The organism is Microbispora bryophytorum (assembly GCF_043197435.1).
Classification (GTDB): Bacteria; Actinomycetota; Actinomycetes; order Streptosporangiales; family Streptosporangiaceae; genus Microbispora; species Microbispora bryophytorum.
In genome coordinates, this window is record NZ_JBICTF010000003.1 from 215,622 (window position 1) to 237,778 (window position 22,157).

Here is a 22,157-nt window from a genome sequence, read left to right on the forward strand (position 1 = left end):
GGCCTTCGCTTTCAGCCGTGGATGCGGTGGGGGACGAAACTGGACGTGTCGTCGGTGACGAGGCCGGAGGTCTCCCGGATGCCGAGCCCGGCCGGCTCCTCGTCGACCACCCACGCCCCGAGCACCGGACGCCAGCCGTCGAAGTCCGGTAAGGGCAGAAACTCCTGGTAGACGAAGCCCTCCCTGCCGTAGTCGCCCTCGGTCTCCACCTCGACGCCCGGCGCGGCGATCCGCATCGAGGCGCCCTCGCGGCCGAGTAGCGGCTTGCGTACGTAGCCGGGGCCGCCGGCCAGCTCACGGGGACCGTCGAGGTAGGCGGGCAGCAGGTTCGGGTGGCCCGGGAACAGCTCCCACAGGATCGCCAGCAGAGCCTTGTTGGACAGCAGCATCTTCCACAGCGGCTCGATCCACGTCATCGAGATCTGCTGCGCGAGCGCGTGCGGCGCGAACGGCTCCGCGACGATCCACTCCCAGGGATACAGCTTGCACAACGTGCGGACGACCCGGTGCTCCATGTCGACGAACCGGCGGTTCAGCGCGTCCCAGCCGATGTCCTCCATGGCGATCGCCGCCGTGACCAGCCCGGCCTGCTCCGCGGTCTCCTGGAGGTAGCCGATGGTCATCGCCTCCTCGCCGGTCTCGTCGGCGCTGGTCCACGCGAAGTGGGCCGGGCCCGTCTGGAGCGGCAGGGACTTCCAGCGGCCGACGAGGCGCTCGTGGATCGAGTTCCACTGGTCGTCTCCGGGATACACGTCCTTCAGCCAGAACCACTGCACGACGGAGCTCTCGACCAGGCTGGTCGGCGTGTCGGCGTTGTACTCCAGCAGCTTGGCCGGTCCCGTGCCGTCGTAACGCAGGTCGAACCGGCCGAAGACGTGCGGGTCGCGCCGCCGCCACGACTCCGCGACGGCCGCACGGCAGTGCGGCGGGATGCCGAGGTCGGCGAACCGGCCGGAGGCCACGATGTGGTCGGCCGCGGCCAGGCACATCCCGTGCAACTCCTCGACCTGCTCCTCCAGGGCGAGGATCTCGTCCATGGTGAAGACGTAGTGGACGCTCTCGTCCCAGTAGGGCCGGGTGAGGCCCTCGGGGTGTGCGGAGCGGTGGAACGCGAGCCCCTGCGACTCGATGAGGGCGGCCCAGTCCTCCCTGGGCGCCGAAGTCAGCCTGCGCACGTGCCGGTCCCGCTCAGCCGCCGCCGCCGGAGTGGAAGCCGAAGCCACCCCGCTGCACGACCCGCCCCGACCGGGTCGTGATCTGGGTGTCGGCCGGCCGGACCGTCGTCCCGCGGTAGACCCGGCCGCCGTTGCGGGTGCCGCCGTAGTACCAGCGGTAGGCGCCGTGCGAGCCGTAGTAGTGGCTGCTGCCGCCGTCGTCGTCGCAGTGGTCGTCGTCGACGACCACGTACGACCCGTCCGGGTTGAGCGTCGAGGTGTCCACGCAGTCGGCGCCGATCTCCTCGTAGTCGTCCTGCGCCGCGCAGAAGCCGACGACGAGGACGGACAGCACGCCCAGGGTGCCGAGTTTGATCACCGTGGAGGACTTGACGCCGCTCGACGGCGGCGGCGTCTCCGGTCGCGGCGTGCCCATGGCCATGGGACGGGTGGGCCGGGTGGGCCCGGTGGGCATGGAGGAGCCGTCCGGGGGCGTCGTCTTCGGTGGGGGGCTCTCCCCGGGCTCTGCCAATCGAGCTCCTGCTGTAGAGATCGGCACACATTATCGTCTCGCTGAACGAACGGGACAGGCACGCACGGGGTTCCTGATCGGTCTGTTATGCGGTGCCCGGCTGAGATGCCGTGCGCCGGGTAGCGTCCGGGACGTGGATCCCGTCGAGGCGCTGAAGCGCATCGCCTTCCTGCTGGAGCGGGCCGGCGAGCCGACCTACCGCGTCCGTGCGTTCCGCGGCGCCGCCGCCGCGATCGAGGACCTGCCCCGGGAGGAGCTCGTACGGCTCGCGCGCACCGGTGGCCTGACCGACATGCGGGGCATCGGCAAGGTCACGGCCCTGGCCGTCACCGAGGCGCTGGACGGCGCGGTGCCGACCTACCTGCGGCGGCTTGAGGACACCAAGGACGTCGACCTCGACGAGGCCGCCCAGGCGCTGCGGTCGGCGCTGCGCGGCGACCTCCACAGCCACTCCGACTGGTCGGACGGCGGGTCGTCCATCGAGGAGATGGCCGAGGCCGCCCGCGCGCTCGGTCACGAGTACCTGGCGCTGACCGACCACTCGCCCCGGCTGACCGTCGCACACGGGCTGTCCGCCGACCGGCTGCGGCGCCAGCTCGACGTGGTCGCCGAGCTCAATGAGCGGTACGCGGGGGACGGCGGCCCGCCGTTCCGGATCCTGACCGGCATCGAAGTGGACATCACCGCCGACGGCTCGCTCGACCAGGAGCCGGAGCTGCTCGAACGGCTCGACGTCGTGGTGGCGAGCGTCCACTCGCAGCTGCGGATGGAGGCCGCCGACATGACCCGGCGGATGGTCGCGGCGGTGGCCGACCCGCACGTGGACGTCCTCGGGCACTGCACCGGCCGGGTCGTGCGCGGACGAGGGCGGCCGGAGTCCCGGTTCGACGCCGAGATCGTCTTCGAGGCGTGCCGGAGGTTCGGGGTCGCGGTGGAGATCAACTCAAGGCCCGACCGGCTCGACCCGCCCAAGCGCCTGATGCGGCTGGCGTACGAGATGGGCTGCGATTTCGCCATCGACTCCGACGCGCACGCGCCCGGCCAGCTCGACTGGCAGCGGTTCGGGTGCGAACGCGCGGCCCTGTGCGGGATACCGCCCAAGCGCATCCGCAACACCCGTCCCTGGGGGACTGGCGCGGACTTGGGGTGATAGTGCTGTGGCGTCCGAGTGAGGTGTGTTAGGCGGGTTTCGCCGGACTGATCGACGTAGCGTCGAATCATGAAACGCCGCGACGCGCTGGTGAGGGAGCTGCAGTCCGCCGGATGCCTGCCGGCCCGCGAGCTCGCCTCGCGCCTCGGGGTCAGCAGGAGCACCGTCGTGCGCGACGTCGCGCGGCTCCGGGAGGCCGGTGTCCCGATCCGGCTCGACCAGGGCGGGTACGCGCTCGCGGGCCCCGAGTCCGTGAAGCGCGCCATCGACACGGCGCTGCGCGGGCGGCACGTGCTGCGCCTGGAATACGTGAACAGCAAGGGCGTGCCCACCGTCAGGGACGTCGAGCCCAGCGTCTGCCTGGGTGGCCGGGGCGGGCACTGGTACCTGGTGGCCTGGTGCCGGTTACGCGACGACGTGCGCGTCTTCCGGCTCGACCGGATCTCCTGGGCCGAGGTCCTGGACGAGCGTTTCCCCGAGCCGGGGCGTGACCGCCTGGCCGAGCTCGCCGAGGCCGTCGGCGGCTGAGCCGCCGCCCCGCAGAGCTGTGGGCGGCGTGAGCCGGCGCGGCGCAGTCGAAGTCGTAGTCGTAGTCGTGGCACCCGCGCACCCGCGAGCCGGGTGGCCGGGCGTCGCTTTCCCGTTCCGGTGTGCTCCGGCGTGCTTCGACGCGCTCCAGCGTGTTCCGGCGTGCTCTGACGTGCTTCGATGCGTAGGAGTCGAACGCGTCAGCGAGAAATGTCGGTGGGGTGGCCTACCCTCTGCGGCGTGAACCGTACCGACCGGCTCTATGCGATCGTCGAGGACCTGCGGGCGATCTCCCCGCGTTGCCGGTCCGCGCGTCAGCTCGCCCTCCGCTTCGAAGTGAGCTCGCGGACCATCGAGCGGGACATCTCCGCGCTGCAGCAGGCCGGCGTGCCGATCTACGCGGAGGTCGGGCGCAGGGGAGGGTACGCGCTGGACAAGAGCATGTCCCTGCCCCCGCTCAACTTCACCCCCGCCGAGGCCGTGGCGGTGGCGATCGCCCTCAGCCGCACAGAACAGCAGCCCTTCGCCGACGAGGCGCGCAGCGCGCTGCGCAAGCTCGTCGCCGCCATGCCCGGCCCGGAGGGGGAGCGGGCCCGGCAACTGGCCGCCCGCGTGCAGATCCTCACCGACGACAAGCCGGAGTCCCGATACACCGGCTCGATCGGCCGGGTCATCGAGGAGTCACTGCTCAAGGGGGTCGTCCTGCGCATCCACTACAGCGACGCCCAGGGTGTGCTGACGACAAGGGAGGTGGAGCCCGGGGCGTTCGTCGGCGGGCGGAGCGGGTGGTGGTATCTGGTGGCCTGGTGCCGGATGCGCGACGCCGTCCGCGTCTTCCGGCTCGACCGGATCGCCGAGGCCGTCCTCACCGAGGATCCGGTGCCCGGCCGGCCCCTTGAGGCGTTCGACGCCGGAGTGCCGGACATGATCGCGCGGACGCCGGTGCTCGACTGATCGTCGATTCGAAAAGATGTTCGCGAATTTCTGGAAACGCCGACAGGAGGGTGTCGCCTAGGGGCGGGAGGCTCTACTCACAGGACGGACCGGCCATGGTCCGCCGAGCGCCTTCCCCGCTCGTCACGCCGTCTGCCCGTGCTGTCGCCCAGGAACCAGCGCCGTCACCCAGGAGCCGGTGCCGTCGCCCAGAAGGGCGAGCACCGACACAGAAGGCAAGAGAGAAAGAGACCGACGATGACCACTCCCGCCACCCCGGCCACCCCGGAAGCCCCGGCTGCTCCCGCTGCTCGCGCCGTCAACACGGTCGCCTGGTTCGAGATCGCGAGCGACGATCCCGAGGGGGTCCAGCGCTTCTACGGCGACCTGTTCGGCTGGCGGTTCCGGACCGACGCGGGCTCGGCCGCCGTGGGCATGGACTACCGGCTCATCAGCTACGACGGTGACGAGGGGCCGCGCGGCGGAGTGTTCGGCACCCGTGGCGACATGCCCGGCCACGCCGTCTTCACTGTGCTGGTGCGGGATGTGGCCGAGACCTGCCGACAGGTGGAGGCCCTGGGCGGCAAGGTGCTGAGCCAGGTGGTGGGCAACGCGGGCGGCCCCGACTTCGCCTACCTCCACGACCCGTCCGGCAACCTCTTCGGCATCTTCGCTCCGGCCGGCGCCTGACCGGACGGAGCGTACCCAGGCCGTCCGGACGCCCGCCGGGATCTCCCGTGCTTCCCCTGCGGCGCCTTTCCTCCGGTCCCTTCCCCTCCGGGCCGTCAGGGCGTTCGGACGGCCGTTCCCCGCCCCCGCCGGTCGGGTGGGGTCCGCCGGCCGCCCGTTCGAGGTGCCGACACGGGCGGCCGGCGGCGGCTCTTCGCCACGCCTGCGGAGGCGGTGCCTGCGAGGAAGGCCGGTGGCGGTGTTTCGTGCGCGGTTGCTTCGTCTGTCTGGTGGAGACACGCGGACCGATACCACGGGCGTCGTGGCGGGGCCTCGTCACGCCTCCGGCTGCCGGTGCTGCAACTGGCGGCGCAGCTCGGCGATCTCCCGCTCCAGGTCGGCGACGTCCGGCGCCCCGGAGTCGGCCGGGCCCTGGCCCGCGGTCGCCTGCGACCGCTGCTGCCCGTAGGGCGAGGGAGCGGGTCGCACGTACTGCGTCGCGCCGTCGGGCCGCCGGGGGTCGTAGCCCCCGCCCGGCCGCTGGGGATCGTGGTCGTGCGAGCGCGCAGCCTCGTAGCCTCCGCCCGCCCGCCCGGGCTGGTTGCCATTGGCCGTTGGCAGGCTCTGCGGCCGCCAGCCCTGCGGCAGCCCGCGCAGCTCGTGGAGCACCTGGCCGTTCACCGGCTGCCGGTCGTAGCCGCCGCCCATCTGCGCCGGGTAGCCGCCGCCGTTCACGCCGGGATACGGCCCGCCGTACGCGGGCGAGGGCGACTGGCCCTGCGGAGAGGAGGAGGTCTTCCTGCGCCTGCGCATGAGGAGCAGCAGCAGGACGCCGCCGCCGACCACGATCAGGCCACCGGCGCCGATGGCGACCCACAGCCACACCGGCTGCGGGGTCTCGTCCTTGCCGGACGAGATCGCCTGCTGCGAGTCGGTGATGTACTTCGCGACGTACGGGTGGCTCGGGAACAGCGCCTGCACCTCGCGGAACTTCGGCAGCGCGTCCTTGTAGTGTCGCTGGAAGAAGTCGTCGAGCGCCTCGTTGTACTTCGTCGTCGTCAGCGACGCGGCGGGCTTGACGTTCTTCTCGTTGAGCTTCTCCTTGATGATCGAGACCGGGAGCACGAAGCTCTCGTTCTCCGACGCCTCGCCGTTCTCGCTCACGGTGCCGGCGATCAGCATGCCGACGACCTTGCCCGCACGGCTGAAGACGGGACCCCCGGAGTTGCCATGGTAGGAGGGCGCCTGCGTCTGGATGTACGGCACGCCTTCCTGCGTGGTGCGCTTGGCGTTGTACGGACCCTCGGTCAGCGCGGGGTCGAGCTTCGACTCGAGGCTGAACCACGGTGTGTTGGTCACCAGGCCGGGGAATCCGCTGATGTAGAGCGTGTCGCCGGTCTGCACGTCGGCGTCGTCGCCGAGCGGCACGGTCGGCAGGTTCTCCCGGCCGTTGACCTTGAGCAGCGCGAAGTCCTTGCCCGGGTAGCTCTCGCCGACCGACACCAGCTCGGCCGGGACCTCCTTGGCCGTCTTGTCGACGCCGCCGCCGGGCAGGCTCTGCAGGACCGACAGGCTCTTGCGCAGGCCGCGGATCTCCAGGTGGGTGCTGTTGAAGGTGACGTAGATCTGCTGGACGAGCTCGATCATCTCCTTGTCGGCCTCGAAGTTCCGCAGGGCGTTGATCATGTCCTTCGCGTCCTGCTTGTTGAACTTCTCCAGCGCCTGCTGCGCGAAGGTCTGCGACAGCTCCTCGTTGCTCATCTCGACGCAGTGCGCGCCGGTGACCATGTAGCCGTCGGGGGTCACCCACCAGCCCGTGCACATGCCGCCGACCTGCGCCTTGACCGTGCGCTCCGGGCCGACGGGCTGGAGATACCGGTCGACGTCGGCCGCCACGCGCTGGAAGAGGAACTTGGCGATGCTCCGCTCGTCAGAGGGGATCTTGCCGGCGAGCACGGCCCGGGTGGCGTCGTTGGTCAGCTGGTCCCACGCGGCCTCCTTGGCCCGGCTGCTCGGGACGACGACCTCGCCGGAGTAGGTGATGCTGGTGAGCTGCACGGCCGGGTGGGTGCGAGCGGCCAGCCGGGTGCCGACGGGGACCTCGTCCCCGGCGTCCGCCGAAGCGGGAGCGGCCACGACGAGCAGGGAGAACGCCGCCATCGCGGCCATCCCCCCGGTCAGTCTGCCGAAGTATTTCCTGAGATTTCCATCCACGGCCGCAAGAGTGATGGAACGGTCTTGTCTCTTGCTTGGAGGTGGCTTGGGACCGGCCGGTAGTGCACCGCAAGGCCGCTTCCGCGCCGCTCAGGGGCGGTGCGGACGCCGGAGACGACGGCGGCCCCCGCCGAGACGGGGGCCGCCGGACGATCCGCGGATCAGACGCCCATCGACTGGGTGTCGTTGGTCTCCGGGGTCTGCTGAGCCGACACCTCGGTCACCCCGTTCTTGAGGTGGTAGCGGGCGACGGCCTCCTGCAGCGTCTCGGCCTTGACCTCGCCGCGCCGCACGAGCTGGGTCAGCACCGCCAGCGTGATCGAGGCCGCGTCCACGTGGAAGTGGCGGCGCAGCGCCGAACGCGTGTCGGACAGACCGAAGCCGTCGGTGCCGAGGGAGGTCCAGTCGCCAGGCACCCACTGGGCGATCTGGTCCGGGACGGCGCGCATGTAGTCGCTGACGCCCACGAACGGCCCCGGCACACCCGACAGCTTGGTCGTCACGTACGGCACGCGCTGCTCGGCGTCGGGATTGAGCAGGTTGTGCTCCTCCACGGCCAGGGCGTCCCTGCGCAGCTCGCTCCAGGAGGTCGCCGACCAGACCGAGGCCGACACGCCCCAGTCCTCCGCCAGCATCCGCTGCGCCTCCAGCGCCCACGGGCCGGCGACGCCGGACACCAGGATGTTGGCCTTGAGCCCGTCGCCCGCCGCCGGGGCGTAGAGGTAGAGGCCCTTGAGGATGCCCGCCACGTCCACGTTCTCCGGCTCGGCCGGCTGCGGGTAGGGCTCGTTGTAGACGGTCAGGTAGTAGAAGACGTCCTCGGGGTGCTCCCCGTACATCCTCCGCAGACCGTCCTTGACGATGTGCGCGATCTCGAACGCCCACGCCGGGTCGTACGCGACGGCGGCGGGGTTGGTCGAGGCGATCAGCGGGGTGTGGCCGTCCTCGTGCTGCAGGCCCTCGCCGTTCAGCGTGGTGCGGCCGGCCGTCGCGCCGAGCAGGAAGCCCCGGCCCATCTGGTCGCCGAGCTGCCACATCTGGTCGGCGGTCCGCTGGAACCCGAACATCGAGTAGAAGATGTAGACCGGGATCATGTGCTCGCCGTGGGTGGCGTACGAGGTGCCGGCCGCGAGCACCGAGCCCATCGAGCCGGCCTCGCTGATGCCCTCGTGCAGGATCTGACCCTCGGTCGACTCCTTGTACGACAGCAGCAGCTCGCGGTCGACCGCCTCGTACGTCTGCCCGTGGGGCGAATAGATCTTCGCGGTCGGGAACATCGCGTCCACGCCGAACGTGCGGGCCTCGTCCGGGATGATCGGCACGAACCTGGCGCCGATCTCCTTGTCCCGCATGAGGTCCTTGAGCAGGCGGACGAACGCCATGGTGGTGGCGACGTTCTGCTTGCCCGAGCCCTTGCGCAGGCCGGAGTAGACGGGGTCGCCGGGGAGCTTGAGCGGCTTGGCGCGGATGACCCGCTTGGGCAGGTAGCCGCCGAGCGCCGCCCGGCGCTCCTTCATGTAGGCGATCTCGTCGTTGTCCTCGCCGGGGTGGTAGTACGGCGGGAGGTCGGCCTCGAGGTCCTTGTCCGGGATGGGCAGGTAGAGCCGGTCGCGGAACTCCTTGAGCTCGGCCTTGCTCATCTTCTTCATCTGGTGCGTGGCGTTGCGCGCCTCGAAGTCCTTGCCGAGCGTCCAGCCCTTGATCGTCTGGGCCAGGATGACGGTCGGCTGGCCGACGTGCTCGCGGGCCGCCTTGAACGCGGCGTACACCTTGCGGTAGTCGTGGCCGCCGCGCGACAGCTTCCGGATGTCGTCGTCCGACATGTGCTCGACCATCTTGCGCAGGCGCGGGTCGCCGCCGAAGAAGTTCTCCCGGATGTAGGCGCCCGACTCGACCGAGTAGGTCTGGAACTGACCGTCGGGCGTCGTGTTCATCTGGTTGACCAGCACGCCGTCGACGTCGGCCGCGAGCAGCGGGTCCCAGTCGCGGCCCCAGACGACCTTGATCACGTTCCAGCCGGCGCCGCGGAAGTAGGACTCCAGCTCCTGGATGATCTTGCCGTTGCCGCGTACCGGGCCGTCGAGCCGCTGCAGGTTGCAGTTGATGACGAAGGTGAGGTTGTCGAGCTCCTCGCGGGCGGCGACGCCGATCGCGCCGAGCGACTCGGGCTCGTCCATCTCACCGTCGCCGAGGAAGCACCAGACGTGGCTGCGGCTGGTGTCCTTCATCTTGCGACTGAGCAGGTAGCGGTTGAACCGCGCCTGGTAGATCGCACCGATCGGGCCGAGGCCCATGGAGACCGTGGGGAACTCCCAGAAGTCCGGCATCAGCCGGGGGTGCGGGTAGGAGGGCAGGCCCTTGATCCCGTGGGACAGCTCCTGCCGGAACGCGTCGAGCTGGGTCGCGTCCAGACGGCCCTCAAGGAAGGAACGGGCGTAGATGCCCGGGGCCGCGTGGCCCTGGATGAAGATCTGGTCGCCCGACTCCCCGTGGTCCTTGCCGCGGAAGAAGTGGTTGAAGCCCACCTCGTAGAGCGAGGCCGCGGACGCGTACGTGGCGATGTGGCCGCCGACGTTGGTCCGCGCGTTGGCACGGGTCACCATCACCGCCGCGTTCCAGCGGATGTAGGCCCGGATGCGGCGCTCGACGTACTCGTCCCCCGGGAACCAGGGCTCGCGCTCCGGGGGGATGGTGTTGATGTAGTCCGTGCTGCGCAGGCCGGGCACGCCGACCTGGTGTTCGCGGGCGCGCTCAAGCAGTCGGAGCATCAGGTAGCGGGCCCGGGCGCGGCCCTCGGTCTTGATGACGTTGTCGAGCGATTCGAGCCATTCGTTGGTCTCGCTCGGATCGACATCAGGCAACTGGCTGGGTAGGCCGTCACTGATGATCGAAAAACGCTGGCGTCCGGAAGCCACTGGGTCTCGCCTTCCGAGATGGACTTTGTCTCGTCGGATCTGTCACGTGTGTGTTGCCTGTTGCGATGCGGTCAGCGCTTCATCGCGGCGTTGCGGTCTTCTTCCATCCTGTCTCGTCCCACCGGAAAGTGCATCTCTACTTCCCGGTAACCGAACCGTCCGCGCTGGCCGCGAGGCAGGCTTTGGCCTAGACCACCGATGGTAGGACGATTTTTGCCTACCATCCATCCTTGATCTTCCGCCGGGGCGGCCGCAAGATCGCCGGCGTCGCATCCGGCCTGGTCAGAACCCTCAGTACCCGGCCTGACCTCGCCCTACCCGGAACGCCCGGCGAATCGCCGGGAAGTCGCGGTCGTAACCGTCCCGCCATTTCGGAGAAACCCGCAGCCGCGCGCGTCTTCACGTCTTCGGCGCCGTTCACGGCGCCGCGCGGGCGGGCCGGGGCGGCGTGCCAGCCGTGTAACGTTTTGGTATGAGTTGTCCCTTCCTCTGAGCAGAGGAGGGTTTCTCCTCTTTCCAGGTGGCGATAGCCGTACCAGGCTCTGGAGAGAGGGGGATCGAGATGCACGCAACGGTAGGGGACCGGCTGGTGGTGCACGGTGCCGTCGTGGGCGACCACGAAAAGCACGGGGTGATCGTCGAGGTCCGCGGTCCAGAGGGAGGCCCGCCGTTCCTGGTGAGGTACGAGGACGGGCACGAAGCGCTCGTCTTCCCCGGTCCGGACGCTGTCGTCGTTCCAGCTCAACGCGGATCGTAATATCGCGGATGTGAAATCGACGGTGATCGAGGTGCGGACCGGCGCGCGCGAGCGCGTGCACGACATGACGAAGGAGTGCGCCGATTTCGTGCGTGAGTGTGGGGGAGACGGGCTGCTGCACGTCTTCATCCCGCACGCGACGGCGGGAGTGGCGCTGCTGGAGCTCGGCTCCGGCAGCGACGAGGACCTGCTGGCCGCCCTGGGGGACCTGCTGCCGGCGGACGACCGGTGGCGGCATGCGCATGGATCCCGGGGGCATGGAAGGTCGCATGTCATGCCCGCCTTCATCCCGCCGTACGCGACCGTTCCCGTTCTCGGGGGCAGGCTGGCGCTGGGGACCTGGCAGTCGGTCGCCCTGATCGACCTCAACGTCGACAACCCCGACAGGCGTGTTCGTTTGTCGTTTTTGACCGATTAAGAGATAACGGTGCGGGTCACCCCCCGTGGCGACCGTTGACGACGACGGGTCACAGCGTGTGGACTGTGCCGAAGCATGGCTCTCAACGAGCCGGGACAACCGCAGACATGGGGCGGGGTCACCCAAGCAGGAGGGATAAACGTGAGCGCGACCGCGGGTCAGGCGCAGGACGAGCGCGGCCTGGCTGAACGACTCGGCCTCAAAGCCGGTCAGGTGGTGCAGGAGGTCGGCTGGGACGAGGACTGCGACGAGGCGCTGCGCCAGTCCATCGAGGAGCTGACCGGCAACGAGCTGGTGGACGAGGACTACGACGACGTCGTCGACGTGGTGCTGCTCTGGTGGCGTGACGGCGACGGCGACCTCTTCGACGCGCTGAGCGACGCGATGACGGCGCTCGCCGACGGAGGCCAGATCTGGCTGCTGACCCCCAAGGCGGGGCGCGACGGCCACGTGGAGCCCAGCGACATCGGTGAGGACGCGGCGACCGCCGGGCTGTCGCAGACAAGCAGCGTGAGCGCCGCCAGGGACTGGTCGGGCACGAGGCTCGTCGCCCCGAAGGCCCGCCGCTGAGTATTGCCCTGCCGTACGGCCCGGGGATGCCGTACGGCAGGATGATGGGCGGACACCTGTGGAGGGACTGCTCATGGCGATAGAGGTCGGGCAGCAGGCTCCGGATTTCGCACTCAAGGACCAGCACGGCGTTCCCGTGCGCCTCTCCGACCTGCGTGGCAAAACGGTCATGCTCGTCTTCTATCCCCTGTCCTTCAGCCCCGTCTGTCACGGCGAGCTCACGGCCATCCGCGACGAGCTCGCCGGCTCCCTGCCTCCGCATGTCCAGGTGCTGGCGGTGTCGGTCGACTCGATGTTCAGCCAGCGCGCCTGGGCCGACCAAGAGGGCTTCTCTTTTCCCCTGTTGTCGGATTTCTGGCCCCACGGTGAGGTCGCTCGGGCGTACGGTGTCCTCGACGAGGACAGGGGACTCGCGCTCCGGGGCACGTTCATCATCGACGGCGAAGGCGTCGTGCGCTGGAAGGTCGTCAACCCGATCGGTTCCGCACGCGATCTCGACGAGTACCGGAAGGCGCTCGCGGACATCTGATCGTTTCACTGCCCGCCCGCGGGCACTGACATATTCGACTCCGACTCCGACTCGCCCCATTGGAGGCCACCATGCCCTGCTACAGGTGCGGGGCCCGGCAGACCGACCCCGTCCGCGGCGCCAGTCCATGGAAGCGCGCGGTGCGCCGGGAGGCTCAGGTCCTCGTCTGCCCGGACTGCCAGCGTGTGCACGACCTCGATCTCGACACGTGCGCCTCGTGCGGCTCGATCGCGCTGATCTGCCGCCTGGGCGAGATCGAGTGCCGCTCCTGCGGTGAGGTGCGGCTCGCCCGCGCCGACGAGCCGCTCGTCACGGCCTGCTCGCCGGGTCCCGCCCGCATGCCCGGCCTCGCCGCGGAGGTGGAGGCGGCCCTCGACCGCGTCCTCGGCCGCTCGTGACATACGTCGTCGCGCTCGATGTGGGGGGCACATCCATGAAGGGCGGCCTCGTCACCCGCGGCGGCGAAGTCACCGTCCTCGCCGGGCGCCCCACGGGCCGCGAACACGGTCCGGACGTGGTGGTGCAGGCCGTGCGCGCCTACGTCGGCGAGATCGCCGACCTCGGTCGCTGCCGGTATGGCGTCGAGCCCGCCGGGGTGGGCCTGGCCGTCCCGGGCATCGTCACCGCGTCCACCGCCGTCTACTCGGCCAACATCGGCTGGCGTGACGTGCCCGCCGAGGCGTTCACGCCTCCGGGCGTCCCTGCGCGGCTCGGCCACGACGTCCGCACGGGCGGCCTCGCCGAGAGTGTCTTCGGCGCGGGCCGCGACGTCGCCGACTTCCTCTTCCTGCCCATCGGCACCGGCATCGCGGGAGCGGTGGTGCTCCGCGGCGAGCCGTACGGCGGCGCGCGCGGCTGGGGCGGCGAGATCGGGCACGCGTCCGTCTGGCCGGCCGGAGAGAAGTGCGCCTGCGGGCAGATCGGCTGCCTGGAGACCTACGCCTCCGCCTCGGCCGTGGCCCGCCGCTTCACGGAGCGCTCCGGCGCTACGGTGACCGCGAAAGAGGTCGTCGAGCGCGCGGTCGCGGGAGACCCGGTGGCCGCCGAGGTGTTCGGCGAGGCGATCGAGGCCCTGGCCATCGCCCTCGCGTCGTACGTGCTCGTGCTCGACCCGGCCCTGATCGTCATCGGCGGCGGCCTGGCGGAGGCCGGCGCGGCCCTGTTCGAGCCGCTGCGGGAACGGCTGGCCGGCCGGTTGGCCTTCCGGGAGCCCCCGCCGGTACGCCCGGCCGCCCTGGGCCCCCGGGCGGGCATGCTGGGTGCGGCCCTCCTCGGCTGGCAGGCGGCGGGAGACGACGACGCGGGCGCCGACTGGTCACTCGATGTGCTGAGAGGCGGGTCGGTGTCGTAAGGTGTAGTCCGGTCCGGGCGGTTAGCTCAGCGGTAGAGCACTCGCCTTACAAGCGAGGGGTCACTGGTTCGAACCCAGTACCGCCCACCAGCGAAAAGAGCCCCGTCTCCCATCAGGGAAAACGGGGCTCGTGCCATTAGCGAACGTAATCGATCTTGTTCAGCGACCACTCGCCTCGGTCGGTAGGACCTGTGTGATCTTGCCGTTCATGACGTCGGCGATCTTGTGGTCTGCTTCCGCCGTGCGGTGCTGGTAGATCATCGCGGCGCGCACGCTGTAATGGCCCAGGTCGCGAAGGGCCCCTTGGCGACCGAGTCGACCGCCCGCTCGATAACTCTCGAAGGGGTCATCACCAGGCCGCGTTCGGGGAGTCGCCCTCGCCGGAGTGCTCATCGGTCTTGAGCGGCATCGACGTGGTCGAACCATCGGCGAGATCGACTCGAAAGCCCCGCCATCGGTGCACGTAGAGCAGGTATCGGCCCGTTCCATCAAGGCTGAAACGGAGGGTCAGTGACGCGTCGGCCGGCAACGACACCCGTGTGAGAACCCGCGGTTCCTCTCTACCGTCGACCGGGATGCGCATTACGGCATGACCGGCCGAGTAGATCAGGGCACTGCCGTCGGGGGCGTAGGCCACAGATTCCAGGAATGGCAGGTCGCTGCTCGGTTTGACGAGGCGGGTGGCGGCCAGCAGGTCGGATCCCTGTAAGCCGAGGTCGAGGACGCCGATGCCCCAACCACCGACTACCAGTGCGATCCGCTGACCATCCGGGGCCCAGGCCAGGCCGGTCACCACGGACGCTCGCGTGCTCCAGTCGCGGCGCTGCCCGGTGGAGAGATCGACAACAGAGATCTTCACTCCACCCGGGATGGAGGCGGCGTAGGCCAGCCTGGTGGCGTCCGGGCTCAGGGCGATGATGTGTCCGGCGCCCAGTGCGTCGCTCTCGAGTCCGGGAACGGGTATCGGATCGCTCGGCGACCCGTCCTCGGCGAGGTGGACGCGGAAGAACCGGAGGGGAGAGTCCGGCCCGGTCCATCCGGACAGTACAAAGGTGCGATTGTCGGGTGCTGCGGCTAGCACTTGCCAGGAGGAGCGCACTCCTGGCGGCAGCGGGATTGCGGCCAGGAATTCTCCGTTTATGGCGTCGTGCACGGCGGGCCGTACCGGAGTAAAGATTGCCGTCTTGGACTTATTCGGAAAGCGTGCAAGTGGAGCCCTCGCGGTGACAAAGAATCGCGGTGGGCCGGCGATCGGCAGGGGAGAAGAGGTCGCCATCGGCGATACCAAGGAGGTCGCCATGGGCGGCGGCGTGGGGACGGCTGCGAGGTCTGACGATCGCGCGACTGTGGCGGGCAGAGAGGGCAACGCTGACGGTGGGGACGTCGCGGCAGCCGTAGAGGACGCCCAGTCCTTGAGCGAGACCCGCTTGTAGGCGTGATCCCCGCCGTCGTCGCCGCAGGCGCCCACCAGCGCCAGCACGAGTAAACCTGCCGTGGTGACGCCTGCGCGCGACAACATATGTAGATCATCTTGTGGTGTCGGATACGTTGTCAGGGTCCAGGAATCGCATGCAGAGCGGTATGTATTGCGATCTGAGCGTCCGGCTTTGTATAGTCAAATGAGTTGCCTGACGTTTCTGTCTAGGGATATTTCGATTGCTGATGCGGCCTGTCAACCGGGGCTTCTTCGGCAGAAAGACCGTTCACGGCGACTCGCTCTTGAGTAGCAAGCTCTTCGGGAGTGCCGACGAAAGCAGGGCCACAACCGTACGGAAGACGTTCCACCACCATCGCAATGGCCTGGGGTGGCGTTGTGGCAGGCCGCACCTTCTCGTCACGGCTAGGCCTTCCACCATGTAGCCGCCGTTCGCAATCGAGGCGATATAGGGGATATCCCATGTCCATCGAGGACTTGTGCAGCGGCTGAAGTGGAGTTCTCCCATGCCCGTCCAGGGGAACAACTGCCGTAGACGCGGCTCGGCGTATGCTGCGTTCAACAGCTCGGGGCGTACACGTCCGTCAGCCCGAACTTTCTGCCAAGCGGCTTCCACAATGTCCGTGCTCGATCGGCTGGTGTTCACTATGAGATCATGCATGATGCCGTGCCATCATGCGTAGCTCGGAGACGGTCAGCGGGGAGCAGTGTCCAGGTCGACATACCGCCGGGAGCGATCTCGGCTCCTTATAAGCAAGAAGGTGGGTCGGCCTCGGCGCTTCTGGACACTGCGGATGCGTTCGCTTGTCGTGGCCGCGTTTACGCTGAAGCGGGGTCGCTTGATCGCGGTGTGGTTGCGCTGGGCCGAAGGGGTTAGCGGATGGGAGGAATGCCCACCTTGGCCGCGAACTGGGCGGTGAAGATGACCATTACGTCGTCGGTACCGAGGTAGTAGGCCTCTTCTGGCGGCCATTCCGCCGGTCGGCCCGCGGCGATCCACACTGCCCTCTCTCGTGAGCACAACCGGATCGCGTCCGGCACCCGGATGCCGCGCTCACGATCTTCGGACCAGATAATGTCAACGCAAGTCAGTTCCCTGCCGACCAGGCTCGACCAGCGCGGATGGCCAGTCACTTCCACGGGGACCGGCCCGCATGGCTCTCCGACTCGCCGCAGGTGATCGGCCATCGGCCCAGGGAAGAGCTCAAGCCCATAGTGGTCGAAGCTGCTTCCCCATACAGCCGAGAAGCAAGCGCCATCGTCGGCGAACAGCTCCACACCCATCGTCGGCTGGTGCCAGGGCCCGAAGTCCCAGTCCTCGACATCGCGGCGGTCCTCCCCGCCTGACAGTGGGTAATAGACGACTCTCCGGATGCGTCTGCCTCGCAACAGGGCAGTCGTCCGCTCATATCCCACCGCAGTCAGCAACGACGACACCGGCACAGCATCTCTCGACACCGGCAATTGAGCCATCTGATTTCCCTGGCGGCCCATCATCCAGCGGGACCTGACGATACGCCGCTCTCCTCCCCCTCGTGTTGGCCTCCGCCGCGGTGCCATCGCCGATCTCTGAGGAGCGAGGCCGGTTATCGCCGATGCTCGTGTCCTCGTCAGCCCCCCAACCTAGACTGGGGCCATGAGCGCCATGCGCGAGGAACTGCACTATCTCGTGGACCAGTTGCCGGAGTCGGAGCTACGCCCGGCTCTGGAGTTGATCCGTGGCCGTCTGGACGAGCCTGCCCCGGCGGAGCGTGACCTTCCGTTCTTCGCGTCGTTCGAGGCTGAACCGGATCTCGCGGAACGGCATGAGGAGATCCTGCGCTCCGAGATGGGCCGCTGACGTGCTCCTCTGTGACACCGGCGTTCTTCTCGCTGTCGGCAACGCCAAGGATGAGCACCACCAGGCATGTCTCAAGCTGCTGCGCCAGGCGGAGGGGCCGTTGCTCGTGCCGTCGCCGGTGATGGGAGAGGTCGGCTATCTCCTGGAATCGCGTGTCGGCCCGCAGGCTGAGGTCACGTTCCTGAAGTCTTTCGGCGGCAACGGGTTCCACGTGGCCGAGTTGGAGGACGAGGACCTTCCTCGCATGGCGGAACTCGTCGAGAGGTACGTCGATCTTCCTCTGGGGCTGGTGGACGCCGCCGTCATCGCGATTGCCGAGCGCCTGAGGCTGAGGGAGGTCGCAACAGTCGACCAGCGGCACTTCCGAATCGTGCGCCCACGCCACGTCGAGGCCTTCACGCTGCTGCCCGACTGATCACGGACGCTACCGTTCTGAGTGACTATCTGAGTGACTAAGCCTCGAAGAGGCTGTCCATCTTCTCCGCGCCCTGCATGAGCACCGGGCGGATCTGCTTGCGGTAGACGGTCTCGGTGACCACGGTGTTTCGGTGGCCGACAAGGCGAAAAATGTCTTCGATCGGAACGCCGGAGTCCGACAGCAGCGAGACGAAGCTGTGCCTAGCGCCAGGTCCAGCCTGCTGTCGGTATCGGCGGCTCCGGTGCGGCCCTCGCCGAACTGGTGCGCTAAATTCTCGCCCTGATCGTAGTGCACCATTTCGGTGCCAGAGTCATGCTTTGTCCGGAATGTTCGCCGAAGCGTGTCCGATGGAGACCGGGCGCGCGGCATCCGTTGTCATCAATCAGAGTCGGGGAAGAAAATCGTGTCGCGACGTCGTACGAACCGCTGGACCGTCAACCCTGCCAGGGCGGTTCTGCTGCTCGCCGTACCGGGGGTGATGACCCTGGCCGGTGTCTCGGCCTGCGGGCCCTCATCACCGGCTACCCCCACGACGGCAAGCTCCACATCGGACACGCCGCCGGTCACGTCGGCCCCGACCGACGTCGCGCCGAGCGTGAGCGACGCCCCGGCTGCCGCATCATCCGCCCCGGCTGCCGCTTCGCCGGCCCCGGCTGGCGGCGGCGCATCGGCGGCCGTACCGGCCTGTACGGCCGCCGACGTCAAGGCGACTCTCACCGAACAGCCGCAACGACGCGAGGGCGACAGCCGGATGGCGCTCGTCCAACTGACGAACGCGTCCAGCCGTACCTGCAATGTGGGCGGCTGGCCGGTGATCACGCTGGTGAACGCGGCCGACGAGGCGGTGACCGTGCCGACGAAGGACGTCGCCGAGCCGGGCGAGTCGGTGCCGGCCGACCTGGCCCCGGGGACGGGCGCGTTCGCCGGTATCAAGTGGACGATCTGCGACAAGGCGGATGCTGACTGCCCGACCGGCAACACCATCAAGGTCGGACTCGGGAAGGGCGGTCCGCTCGTGGTGGCGACCCTGGAGGGCTTCCCGAACCCGGAGCAGTCCGCCATCACCCTCAAGTCGCTCCAGGTTGGCACAATCCAGCCGAGCAATCAGGGCGTCGTCGCCTGGTGACCGGCCGCTCGGGTCCGCTGAACCCTGCTGATGCGCGCCACGGTTTGCTTCAGATGAGCCTTAGCTCCCCCGTGCCCGGGCGGAAGGAGATGGAGACACGGAAAGGCCGTGTCCGGGGTGTCGGACACGGCCTTCCGTCTGACTACTTGACCTCGTACGCCCTGATCACGGTCATGCTGACCGTGTTGCCGGACGAGTCGACCGCGTGCCCGCGCAGGGACACGTAACCGGGCCCGGGCGGGTTCTTCACCTTGGTGCGCCACGCGCCGTGGTGTTGGGAAACAGAAGCCTCACGCCAGGTGGCTCCGTCGTCGTACGACACCTCGACCGCGACGGTGCGCACCGGGCCGGCGTCGCCCTGCTGGGTGAACGTGATCGGGATCTGCATGGCCCTATGGGCCTTGGCGGTGTTGCCGAGGTCCAGGCTCGGGGCGAAGCCGATCGCGGTGAGCGGCGGGGTCACGCTCGAGTCGTTGTGCTCGGAGGTGAACTCCAGCACGGTCTCGCGCCGCGTGGACAGCCGCAGCGACGGGGCCGACACGGTGTAGTCGACACGGTACCGGCCGGGCGAGGGGTCGACGTCGATGCCGACCAGCGCGTCGTCACGCTCGTCGACCAGCTTGCCGTCCCGGTGGACGGTCAGGTGCTGGCCGCCGTAGTCCGCCTCCGCGGAGCCGACGTGACCCGCGGCGTCCGCGTAGCCGCCGAGCCGGAGCACCAGCTCGTCGCTTCGCCGTTCCACGGTCGGGTACGGGGCGAGCGCCGGCGTCATCGGCTGGCTGAGCACGGCGCCGTTCCAGCGCTCGGTGGACGAGCCGGGCTTGTAGGCGGTCGCCTGCTTGGTGACCTGGGTCAGCGTCTGGGGCCAGGGGTTACCCGTTTCGAAGCCCTCGGTGAAGGTCGACTGCCAGGAGACGTCACCCGCGAAATACTCCGTCCGCGTTGTGGGCGGGGAGACCGGCGGCAGGTCGTACCCGGTCGGGTACGACACACCAGGGACGACCGGGGTGTTGTTCCGCCATCCCTTGGCGCCGGGCGCGTTGGCCGCGTACTCCGTCGTCACCTTCGCGAGGTCCGTCTTGGTGATGTGGCGGGTGAAGCCGGTGGTGGCCGTCCCGGTGAGGTGCCAGCCGGCCTGGTAGATGTACGGGCTGTCGGTGAAGCCGCCCTTGCCGTCCGGCTTGGCGAACAGGGCGCTCACCACGGTGGACAGCTCGGGTGCCGGACCCGACGCCTGGTCGGAGGTGTATATCGACTCGGGCGCGCCCGAGATGCTGGCCAGCATGCTGCGGAAGGTCCCGGGCTGCTCGGCCTCCACCGAGACCGATACGGGGGCCGCGCTCTCATCCGGCACGGTGATGTCGAGTGGGCGCGCCTTGCGGCCGTCCAGGACGACGTTCTCGTCCTTGTCGACGGTCAGAGCGGCGTCGGTGACCGCCGTTGACGTGCCGTCGTCGCCAATGATCAATGTGGTGACGAAGTACTTGCCCATCGGCAGGCGGAAGGTCGACTCCGGCTCGGTCATGTAGAACGCCTGGTAGCTGGCGTAGTCGGCGACCATGGTGATCGACTGTGCGGCCTTGGCGCCGCTGCGGTCGAGCGTGGTCACGGTGAGGTCCGCGCTCGGCTGCTCACGGAAGACGCTGTACGGCGTCTGCACCTTGATCCCGTCGGCGGTGGCCACGATCCGGCCGGAGAAGACGCCGTACGTGCTGCCGGCGGCGCCGAGCGTGGTGCGCAGGTCGACGGAGGCGCTGCCGCCCGCCGGCACGGTCACGGAGTCGGCACTGATCGCGAACAGCCCGGCCGGCGCGCTGCCGTCCATGGCCAGCTTCAGGGTGACCGGGGCGTCGGAGGCGTTGCGGTACGTCACCGTGCGGACGAGGACGTCGTCGCTCTGCGGGTACTTCTGGAAGCCGACGTTGACCGCGGACGGCGTGGCGCTGATGGGCTGCTTCAGCGCCTGGGCGATGTCGAGCTCACCGGCGCCCTGGTCGAACACGCCGAAGTCGGGGTTCGGCCGGGCGCCGCCCATGAGCGCCGACTTGCGCTGCTGGGCCGCCCAGTCGGGGTGCGCCTGGGTGAGGATGGCCGCGGCGCCAGAGACGTGCGGTGTGGCCATCGACGTGCCGTCGAAGGTGACGTACAGGTCGCCGGGGTTGCCGACGTCGGCGAAGGAGCTGCGGGCGGCGGTGATGGCGGTGCCCGGAGCGGTGATCTCCGGCTTGACGCCGTAGTCGTCAAGGCGCGGGCCGCGGCTGGAGTAGCTGTCCACCACGCCGGTCTTGGTGACGGCGCCGACCGCGAGGGCTTCGTCGGCGGAGGCCGGGGAGTCGACCGACTGCTCGGCGCCCACGTTGCCGGCGGCGACCACGAACAGCGTGCCGTACTGGGCGCTGAGGTCGTTGACCGCCTGCTCCAGCGGGTCCATGCCGGGGGTGTCCTTCGCGCCGAGGCTCATGTTGACCACCTGCGCGCCGGACTGGACCGCCCACTGCATGCCGGCGAGGATCGCCGAGTCGGAGCAGACGCCGTTCCCGAAGTAGCTGTAGCAGACCTTGCCGTCGAGCAGCGTCGCACCCGGCGCGACGCCCTTGTACTTGCCGCCGGAGGCCGCGCCCGTGCCGGCGACCGTCGAGGCGACGTGGGTGCCGTGGCCGATGACGTCGTGGTCGCCTTCTTCGGGCGTCTCTTCGGCCTGGACGAAGTTCTTGCGGGCGACGACCTTGCCGGCGAGGTCGGGGTGGGTGTCGTCGATGCCGCTGTCCAGCACCGCGACCTTCACGCCCTTGCCGTCGAGGCCCTGGGCCCAGGCGACGGGAGCGCCAGTGCGGGGCACGCTGACGTCGAGTGACAGGTCGCGCTGCCCGTCCAGCCAGATCTTTCCGCTGGTGAGGGACTTCTTCAGGGTCGCCCAGCGCTCGGCGAGGTCACCGGTCTTCACCTTGGCGGAGAAGCCGTCGATGGCGGGGAGCTTGCTGGTGGCCGTCAGGCCGCGCGTGCTGGAAGAGTCCGACACGATCAGCGGCAGTTCGGGCATCCGGTCGAAGTCGTCGGCGAAGAGCTCCGCCACGTCGAACAGCCGGCGGTCGAGCCGGTCGGCGCTCAGCAGCGGGACCGCGTCGGTCGGGATGACGTACTGATGCTTGCCGTCGCCGTAGCGGACGAACTGCACGCCTTCGCGGGGCTGGACCGTGATCCGGCCGTTGAACGAGGTGACCCTGTCTCCGGTGATGAGGGTCAGCGTCCTGGCCTGCGCGTCGCCCGTGTCGGGTGCCGCCGGGTCCGCCGGGCTCAGGGCCGGGTCGGATGCTGAAGGCGGTGCGGGGTCGGCGGCGGCGATACCCGGGCTCACGCCGACGAGCGCGGCCATGAACATGAGGACGAGCGCGCCGTGAACAGTACGGCGTTGTCGCATGGAAACTCCGTGGAGGGAACGGGACGGGCGGCACGCCGCCCCGGATGCCCGGGCGACAGCTCCGCCCGTCTGGGGGGTCTGCACACAGAGGAGCACTTCTGGGCTTTTCGCTATGAAGAGGCCATCTGTCGTGTTATGAGGTGAAGTATGTGGACCTTACTGTCGTATGAGACAAATGATGTTTCGGCCCGACCAAAATC

The 22,157-nt window shown here is 69.1% G+C and carries 22 protein-coding genes and 1 tRNA gene; 14 read left to right on the plus strand and 9 right to left on the minus strand.

The window, feature by feature from the left end:
* Positions 1–11: 11 nt before the first annotated feature.
* Positions 12–1,175 carry a glutathionylspermidine synthase family protein gene (locus ACGFIB_RS10380; protein WP_357245978.1) on the minus strand — a complete coding sequence of 388 codons (1,164 nt, stop codon included), beginning with the start codon at positions 1,173–1,175 and terminating at the stop codon, positions 12–14.
* 13 nt (positions 1,176–1,188) lie between these two features.
* Positions 1,189–1,686: a hypothetical protein gene (locus ACGFIB_RS10385; protein WP_393370374.1), complete on the minus strand. Its 498-nt coding sequence runs from the start codon at positions 1,684–1,686 to the stop codon at positions 1,189–1,191.
* A 133-nt stretch (positions 1,687–1,819) separates the two neighbouring features.
* Here ACGFIB_RS10385 and ACGFIB_RS10390 point away from each other — a divergent pair, with 133 nt between their 5' ends.
* The 4 genes from ACGFIB_RS10390 to ACGFIB_RS10405 all read left to right on the plus strand — a co-directional run bounded on the left by ACGFIB_RS10390 (position 1,820) and on the right by ACGFIB_RS10405 (position 4,987).
* A complete protein-coding gene (locus tag ACGFIB_RS10390; RefSeq protein ID WP_393370377.1) occupies positions 1,820–2,836 on the plus strand; it encodes a PHP domain-containing protein in 1,017 nt (338 codons plus the stop codon).
* A gap of 69 nt (positions 2,837–2,905) precedes the next feature.
* Positions 2,906–3,364, plus strand: a complete 459-nt coding sequence (locus ACGFIB_RS10395; RefSeq protein WP_191051298.1) for a helix-turn-helix transcriptional regulator — start codon at positions 2,906–2,908, stop codon at positions 3,362–3,364.
* Between the two features lie 240 nt (positions 3,365–3,604).
* Positions 3,605–4,318, plus strand: a complete 714-nt coding sequence (locus tag ACGFIB_RS10400) for a helix-turn-helix transcriptional regulator (RefSeq protein ID WP_142572969.1) — start codon at positions 3,605–3,607, stop codon at positions 4,316–4,318.
* A 237-nt stretch (positions 4,319–4,555) separates the two neighbouring features.
* Positions 4,556–4,987: a VOC family protein gene (locus ACGFIB_RS10405; protein ID WP_357245987.1), complete on the plus strand. Its 432-nt coding sequence runs from the start codon at positions 4,556–4,558 to the stop codon at positions 4,985–4,987.
* A gap of 315 nt (positions 4,988–5,302) precedes the next feature.
* On the opposite strand, the gene ACGFIB_RS10410 is transcribed toward ACGFIB_RS10405, so the two are convergent.
* Positions 5,303–7,180, minus strand: a complete 1,878-nt coding sequence (locus ACGFIB_RS10410) for a S1 family peptidase (protein WP_393370382.1) — start codon at positions 7,178–7,180, stop codon at positions 5,303–5,305.
* A 161-nt stretch (positions 7,181–7,341) separates the two neighbouring features.
* Positions 7,342–10,095, minus strand: a complete 2,754-nt coding sequence (gene aceE / locus ACGFIB_RS10415; RefSeq protein WP_357245993.1) for a pyruvate dehydrogenase (acetyl-transferring), homodimeric type — start codon at positions 10,093–10,095, stop codon at positions 7,342–7,344.
* 562 nt (positions 10,096–10,657) lie between these two features.
* Here aceE and ACGFIB_RS10420 point away from each other — a divergent pair.
* The 7 genes from ACGFIB_RS10420 to ACGFIB_RS10450 all read left to right on the plus strand — a co-directional run bounded on the left by ACGFIB_RS10420 (position 10,658) and on the right by ACGFIB_RS10450 (position 13,810).
* A complete protein-coding gene (locus tag ACGFIB_RS10420) occupies positions 10,658–10,852 on the plus strand; it encodes a DUF1918 domain-containing protein (RefSeq protein ID WP_142572963.1) in 195 nt (64 codons plus the stop codon).
* Positions 10,853–10,916: 64 nt separating this feature from the next.
* On the plus strand, positions 10,917–11,270 hold the full coding sequence (locus tag ACGFIB_RS10425) for a YjbQ family protein (RefSeq protein ID WP_393371455.1): 354 nt from the start codon (positions 10,917–10,919) through the stop codon (positions 11,268–11,270).
* A 141-nt stretch (positions 11,271–11,411) separates the two neighbouring features.
* Positions 11,412–11,840, plus strand: a complete 429-nt coding sequence (locus ACGFIB_RS10430; RefSeq protein ID WP_084370137.1) for a DUF3052 domain-containing protein — start codon at positions 11,412–11,414, stop codon at positions 11,838–11,840.
* Positions 11,841–11,913: 73 nt separating this feature from the next.
* Positions 11,914–12,369 carry a peroxiredoxin gene (locus tag ACGFIB_RS10435; RefSeq protein WP_393370387.1) on the plus strand — a complete coding sequence of 152 codons (456 nt, stop codon included), beginning with the start codon at positions 11,914–11,916 and terminating at the stop codon, positions 12,367–12,369.
* 71 nt (positions 12,370–12,440) lie between these two features.
* Entirely contained in the window at positions 12,441–12,767 is a 327-nt protein-coding gene (locus ACGFIB_RS10440) for a hypothetical protein (RefSeq protein WP_142572957.1), read from the plus strand.
* Positions 12,764–13,720 carry an ROK family protein gene (locus ACGFIB_RS10445; protein WP_393370390.1) on the plus strand — a complete coding sequence of 319 codons (957 nt, stop codon included), beginning with the start codon at positions 12,764–12,766 and terminating at the stop codon, positions 13,718–13,720. The genes ACGFIB_RS10440 and ACGFIB_RS10445 overlap by 4 nt, the downstream gene beginning before the upstream one ends.
* A gap of 15 nt (positions 13,721–13,735) precedes the next feature.
* Positions 13,736–13,810 (plus strand) — tRNA-Val (locus ACGFIB_RS10450).
* A 259-nt stretch (positions 13,811–14,069) separates the two neighbouring features.
* Here the strand turns inward: ACGFIB_RS10450 and ACGFIB_RS10455 are convergent.
* From ACGFIB_RS10455 to ACGFIB_RS10465, 3 genes are all read right to left on the minus strand, one after another.
* Positions 14,070–15,200 carry a hypothetical protein gene (locus ACGFIB_RS10455; RefSeq protein ID WP_357257193.1) on the minus strand — a complete coding sequence of 377 codons (1,131 nt, stop codon included), beginning with the start codon at positions 15,198–15,200 and terminating at the stop codon, positions 14,070–14,072.
* Between the two features lie 223 nt (positions 15,201–15,423).
* Entirely contained in the window at positions 15,424–15,816 is a 393-nt protein-coding gene (locus ACGFIB_RS10460; RefSeq protein ID WP_393370394.1) for a DUF6193 family natural product biosynthesis protein, read from the minus strand.
* A 212-nt stretch (positions 15,817–16,028) separates the two neighbouring features.
* Entirely contained in the window at positions 16,029–16,628 is a 600-nt protein-coding gene (locus ACGFIB_RS10465) for a hypothetical protein (protein WP_357246007.1), read from the minus strand.
* Positions 16,629–16,791: 163 nt separating this feature from the next.
* On the opposite strand from ACGFIB_RS10465, the gene ACGFIB_RS10470 reads away from it, so the two are divergent.
* Both ACGFIB_RS10470 and ACGFIB_RS10475 read left to right on the plus strand, forming a co-directional pair.
* Positions 16,792–16,995: a hypothetical protein gene (locus tag ACGFIB_RS10470; RefSeq protein ID WP_169979876.1), complete on the plus strand. Its 204-nt coding sequence runs from the start codon at positions 16,792–16,794 to the stop codon at positions 16,993–16,995.
* A 1-nt stretch (position 16,996) separates the two neighbouring features.
* Positions 16,997–17,410, plus strand: coding sequence for a type II toxin-antitoxin system VapC family toxin (locus tag ACGFIB_RS10475; protein ID WP_357246009.1), 414 nt, complete (start codon positions 16,997–16,999; stop codon positions 17,408–17,410).
* A 381-nt stretch (positions 17,411–17,791) separates the two neighbouring features.
* On the opposite strand, the gene ACGFIB_RS10480 is transcribed toward ACGFIB_RS10475, so the two are convergent.
* Entirely contained in the window at positions 17,792–18,118 is a 327-nt protein-coding gene (locus ACGFIB_RS10480) for a hypothetical protein (protein WP_393371484.1), read from the minus strand.
* Here ACGFIB_RS10480 and ACGFIB_RS10485 point away from each other — a divergent pair.
* Positions 18,009–18,539, plus strand: coding sequence for a DUF4232 domain-containing protein (locus tag ACGFIB_RS10485; protein WP_393370399.1), 531 nt, complete (start codon positions 18,009–18,011; stop codon positions 18,537–18,539). The two genes, ACGFIB_RS10480 and ACGFIB_RS10485, sit on opposite strands and share 110 nt — an antisense overlap.
* Positions 18,540–18,681: 142 nt before the next feature.
* Here ACGFIB_RS10485 and ACGFIB_RS10490 read toward each other — a convergent pair whose 3' ends face one another.
* A complete protein-coding gene (locus ACGFIB_RS10490) occupies positions 18,682–21,957 on the minus strand; it encodes a S8 family peptidase (RefSeq protein WP_393370402.1) in 3,276 nt (1,091 codons plus the stop codon).
* Positions 21,958–22,157: the final 200 nt, after the last annotated feature.

Coding starts and splice junctions, on each gene's coding strand:
- ACGFIB_RS10440 (WP_142572957.1), top strand. CDS start 12,441: ATGCCCTGCTACAGGTGCGGGGCCCGGCAGACCGACCCCGTCCGCGGC.
- ACGFIB_RS10405 (WP_357245987.1), top strand. CDS start 4,556: ATGACCACTCCCGCCACCCCGGCCACCCCGGAAGCCCCGGCTGCTCCC.
- ACGFIB_RS10420 (WP_142572963.1), top strand. CDS start 10,658: ATGCACGCAACGGTAGGGGACCGGCTGGTGGTGCACGGTGCCGTCGTG.
- ACGFIB_RS10425 (WP_393371455.1), top strand. CDS start 10,917: ATGACGAAGGAGTGCGCCGATTTCGTGCGTGAGTGTGGGGGAGACGGG.
- ACGFIB_RS10490 (WP_393370402.1), bottom strand. CDS start 21,957: ATGCGACAACGCCGTACTGTTCACGGCGCGCTCGTCCTCATGTTCATG.
- ACGFIB_RS10460 (WP_393370394.1), bottom strand. CDS start 15,816: ATGCATGATCTCATAGTGAACACCAGCCGATCGAGCACGGACATTGTG.
- ACGFIB_RS10435 (WP_393370387.1), top strand. CDS start 11,914: ATGGCGATAGAGGTCGGGCAGCAGGCTCCGGATTTCGCACTCAAGGAC.
- ACGFIB_RS10395 (WP_191051298.1), top strand. CDS start 2,906: ATGAAACGCCGCGACGCGCTGGTGAGGGAGCTGCAGTCCGCCGGATGC.
- ACGFIB_RS10470 (WP_169979876.1), top strand. CDS start 16,792: ATGAGCGCCATGCGCGAGGAACTGCACTATCTCGTGGACCAGTTGCCG.
- ACGFIB_RS10465 (WP_357246007.1), bottom strand. CDS start 16,628: ATGGCTCAATTGCCGGTGTCGAGAGATGCTGTGCCGGTGTCGTCGTTG.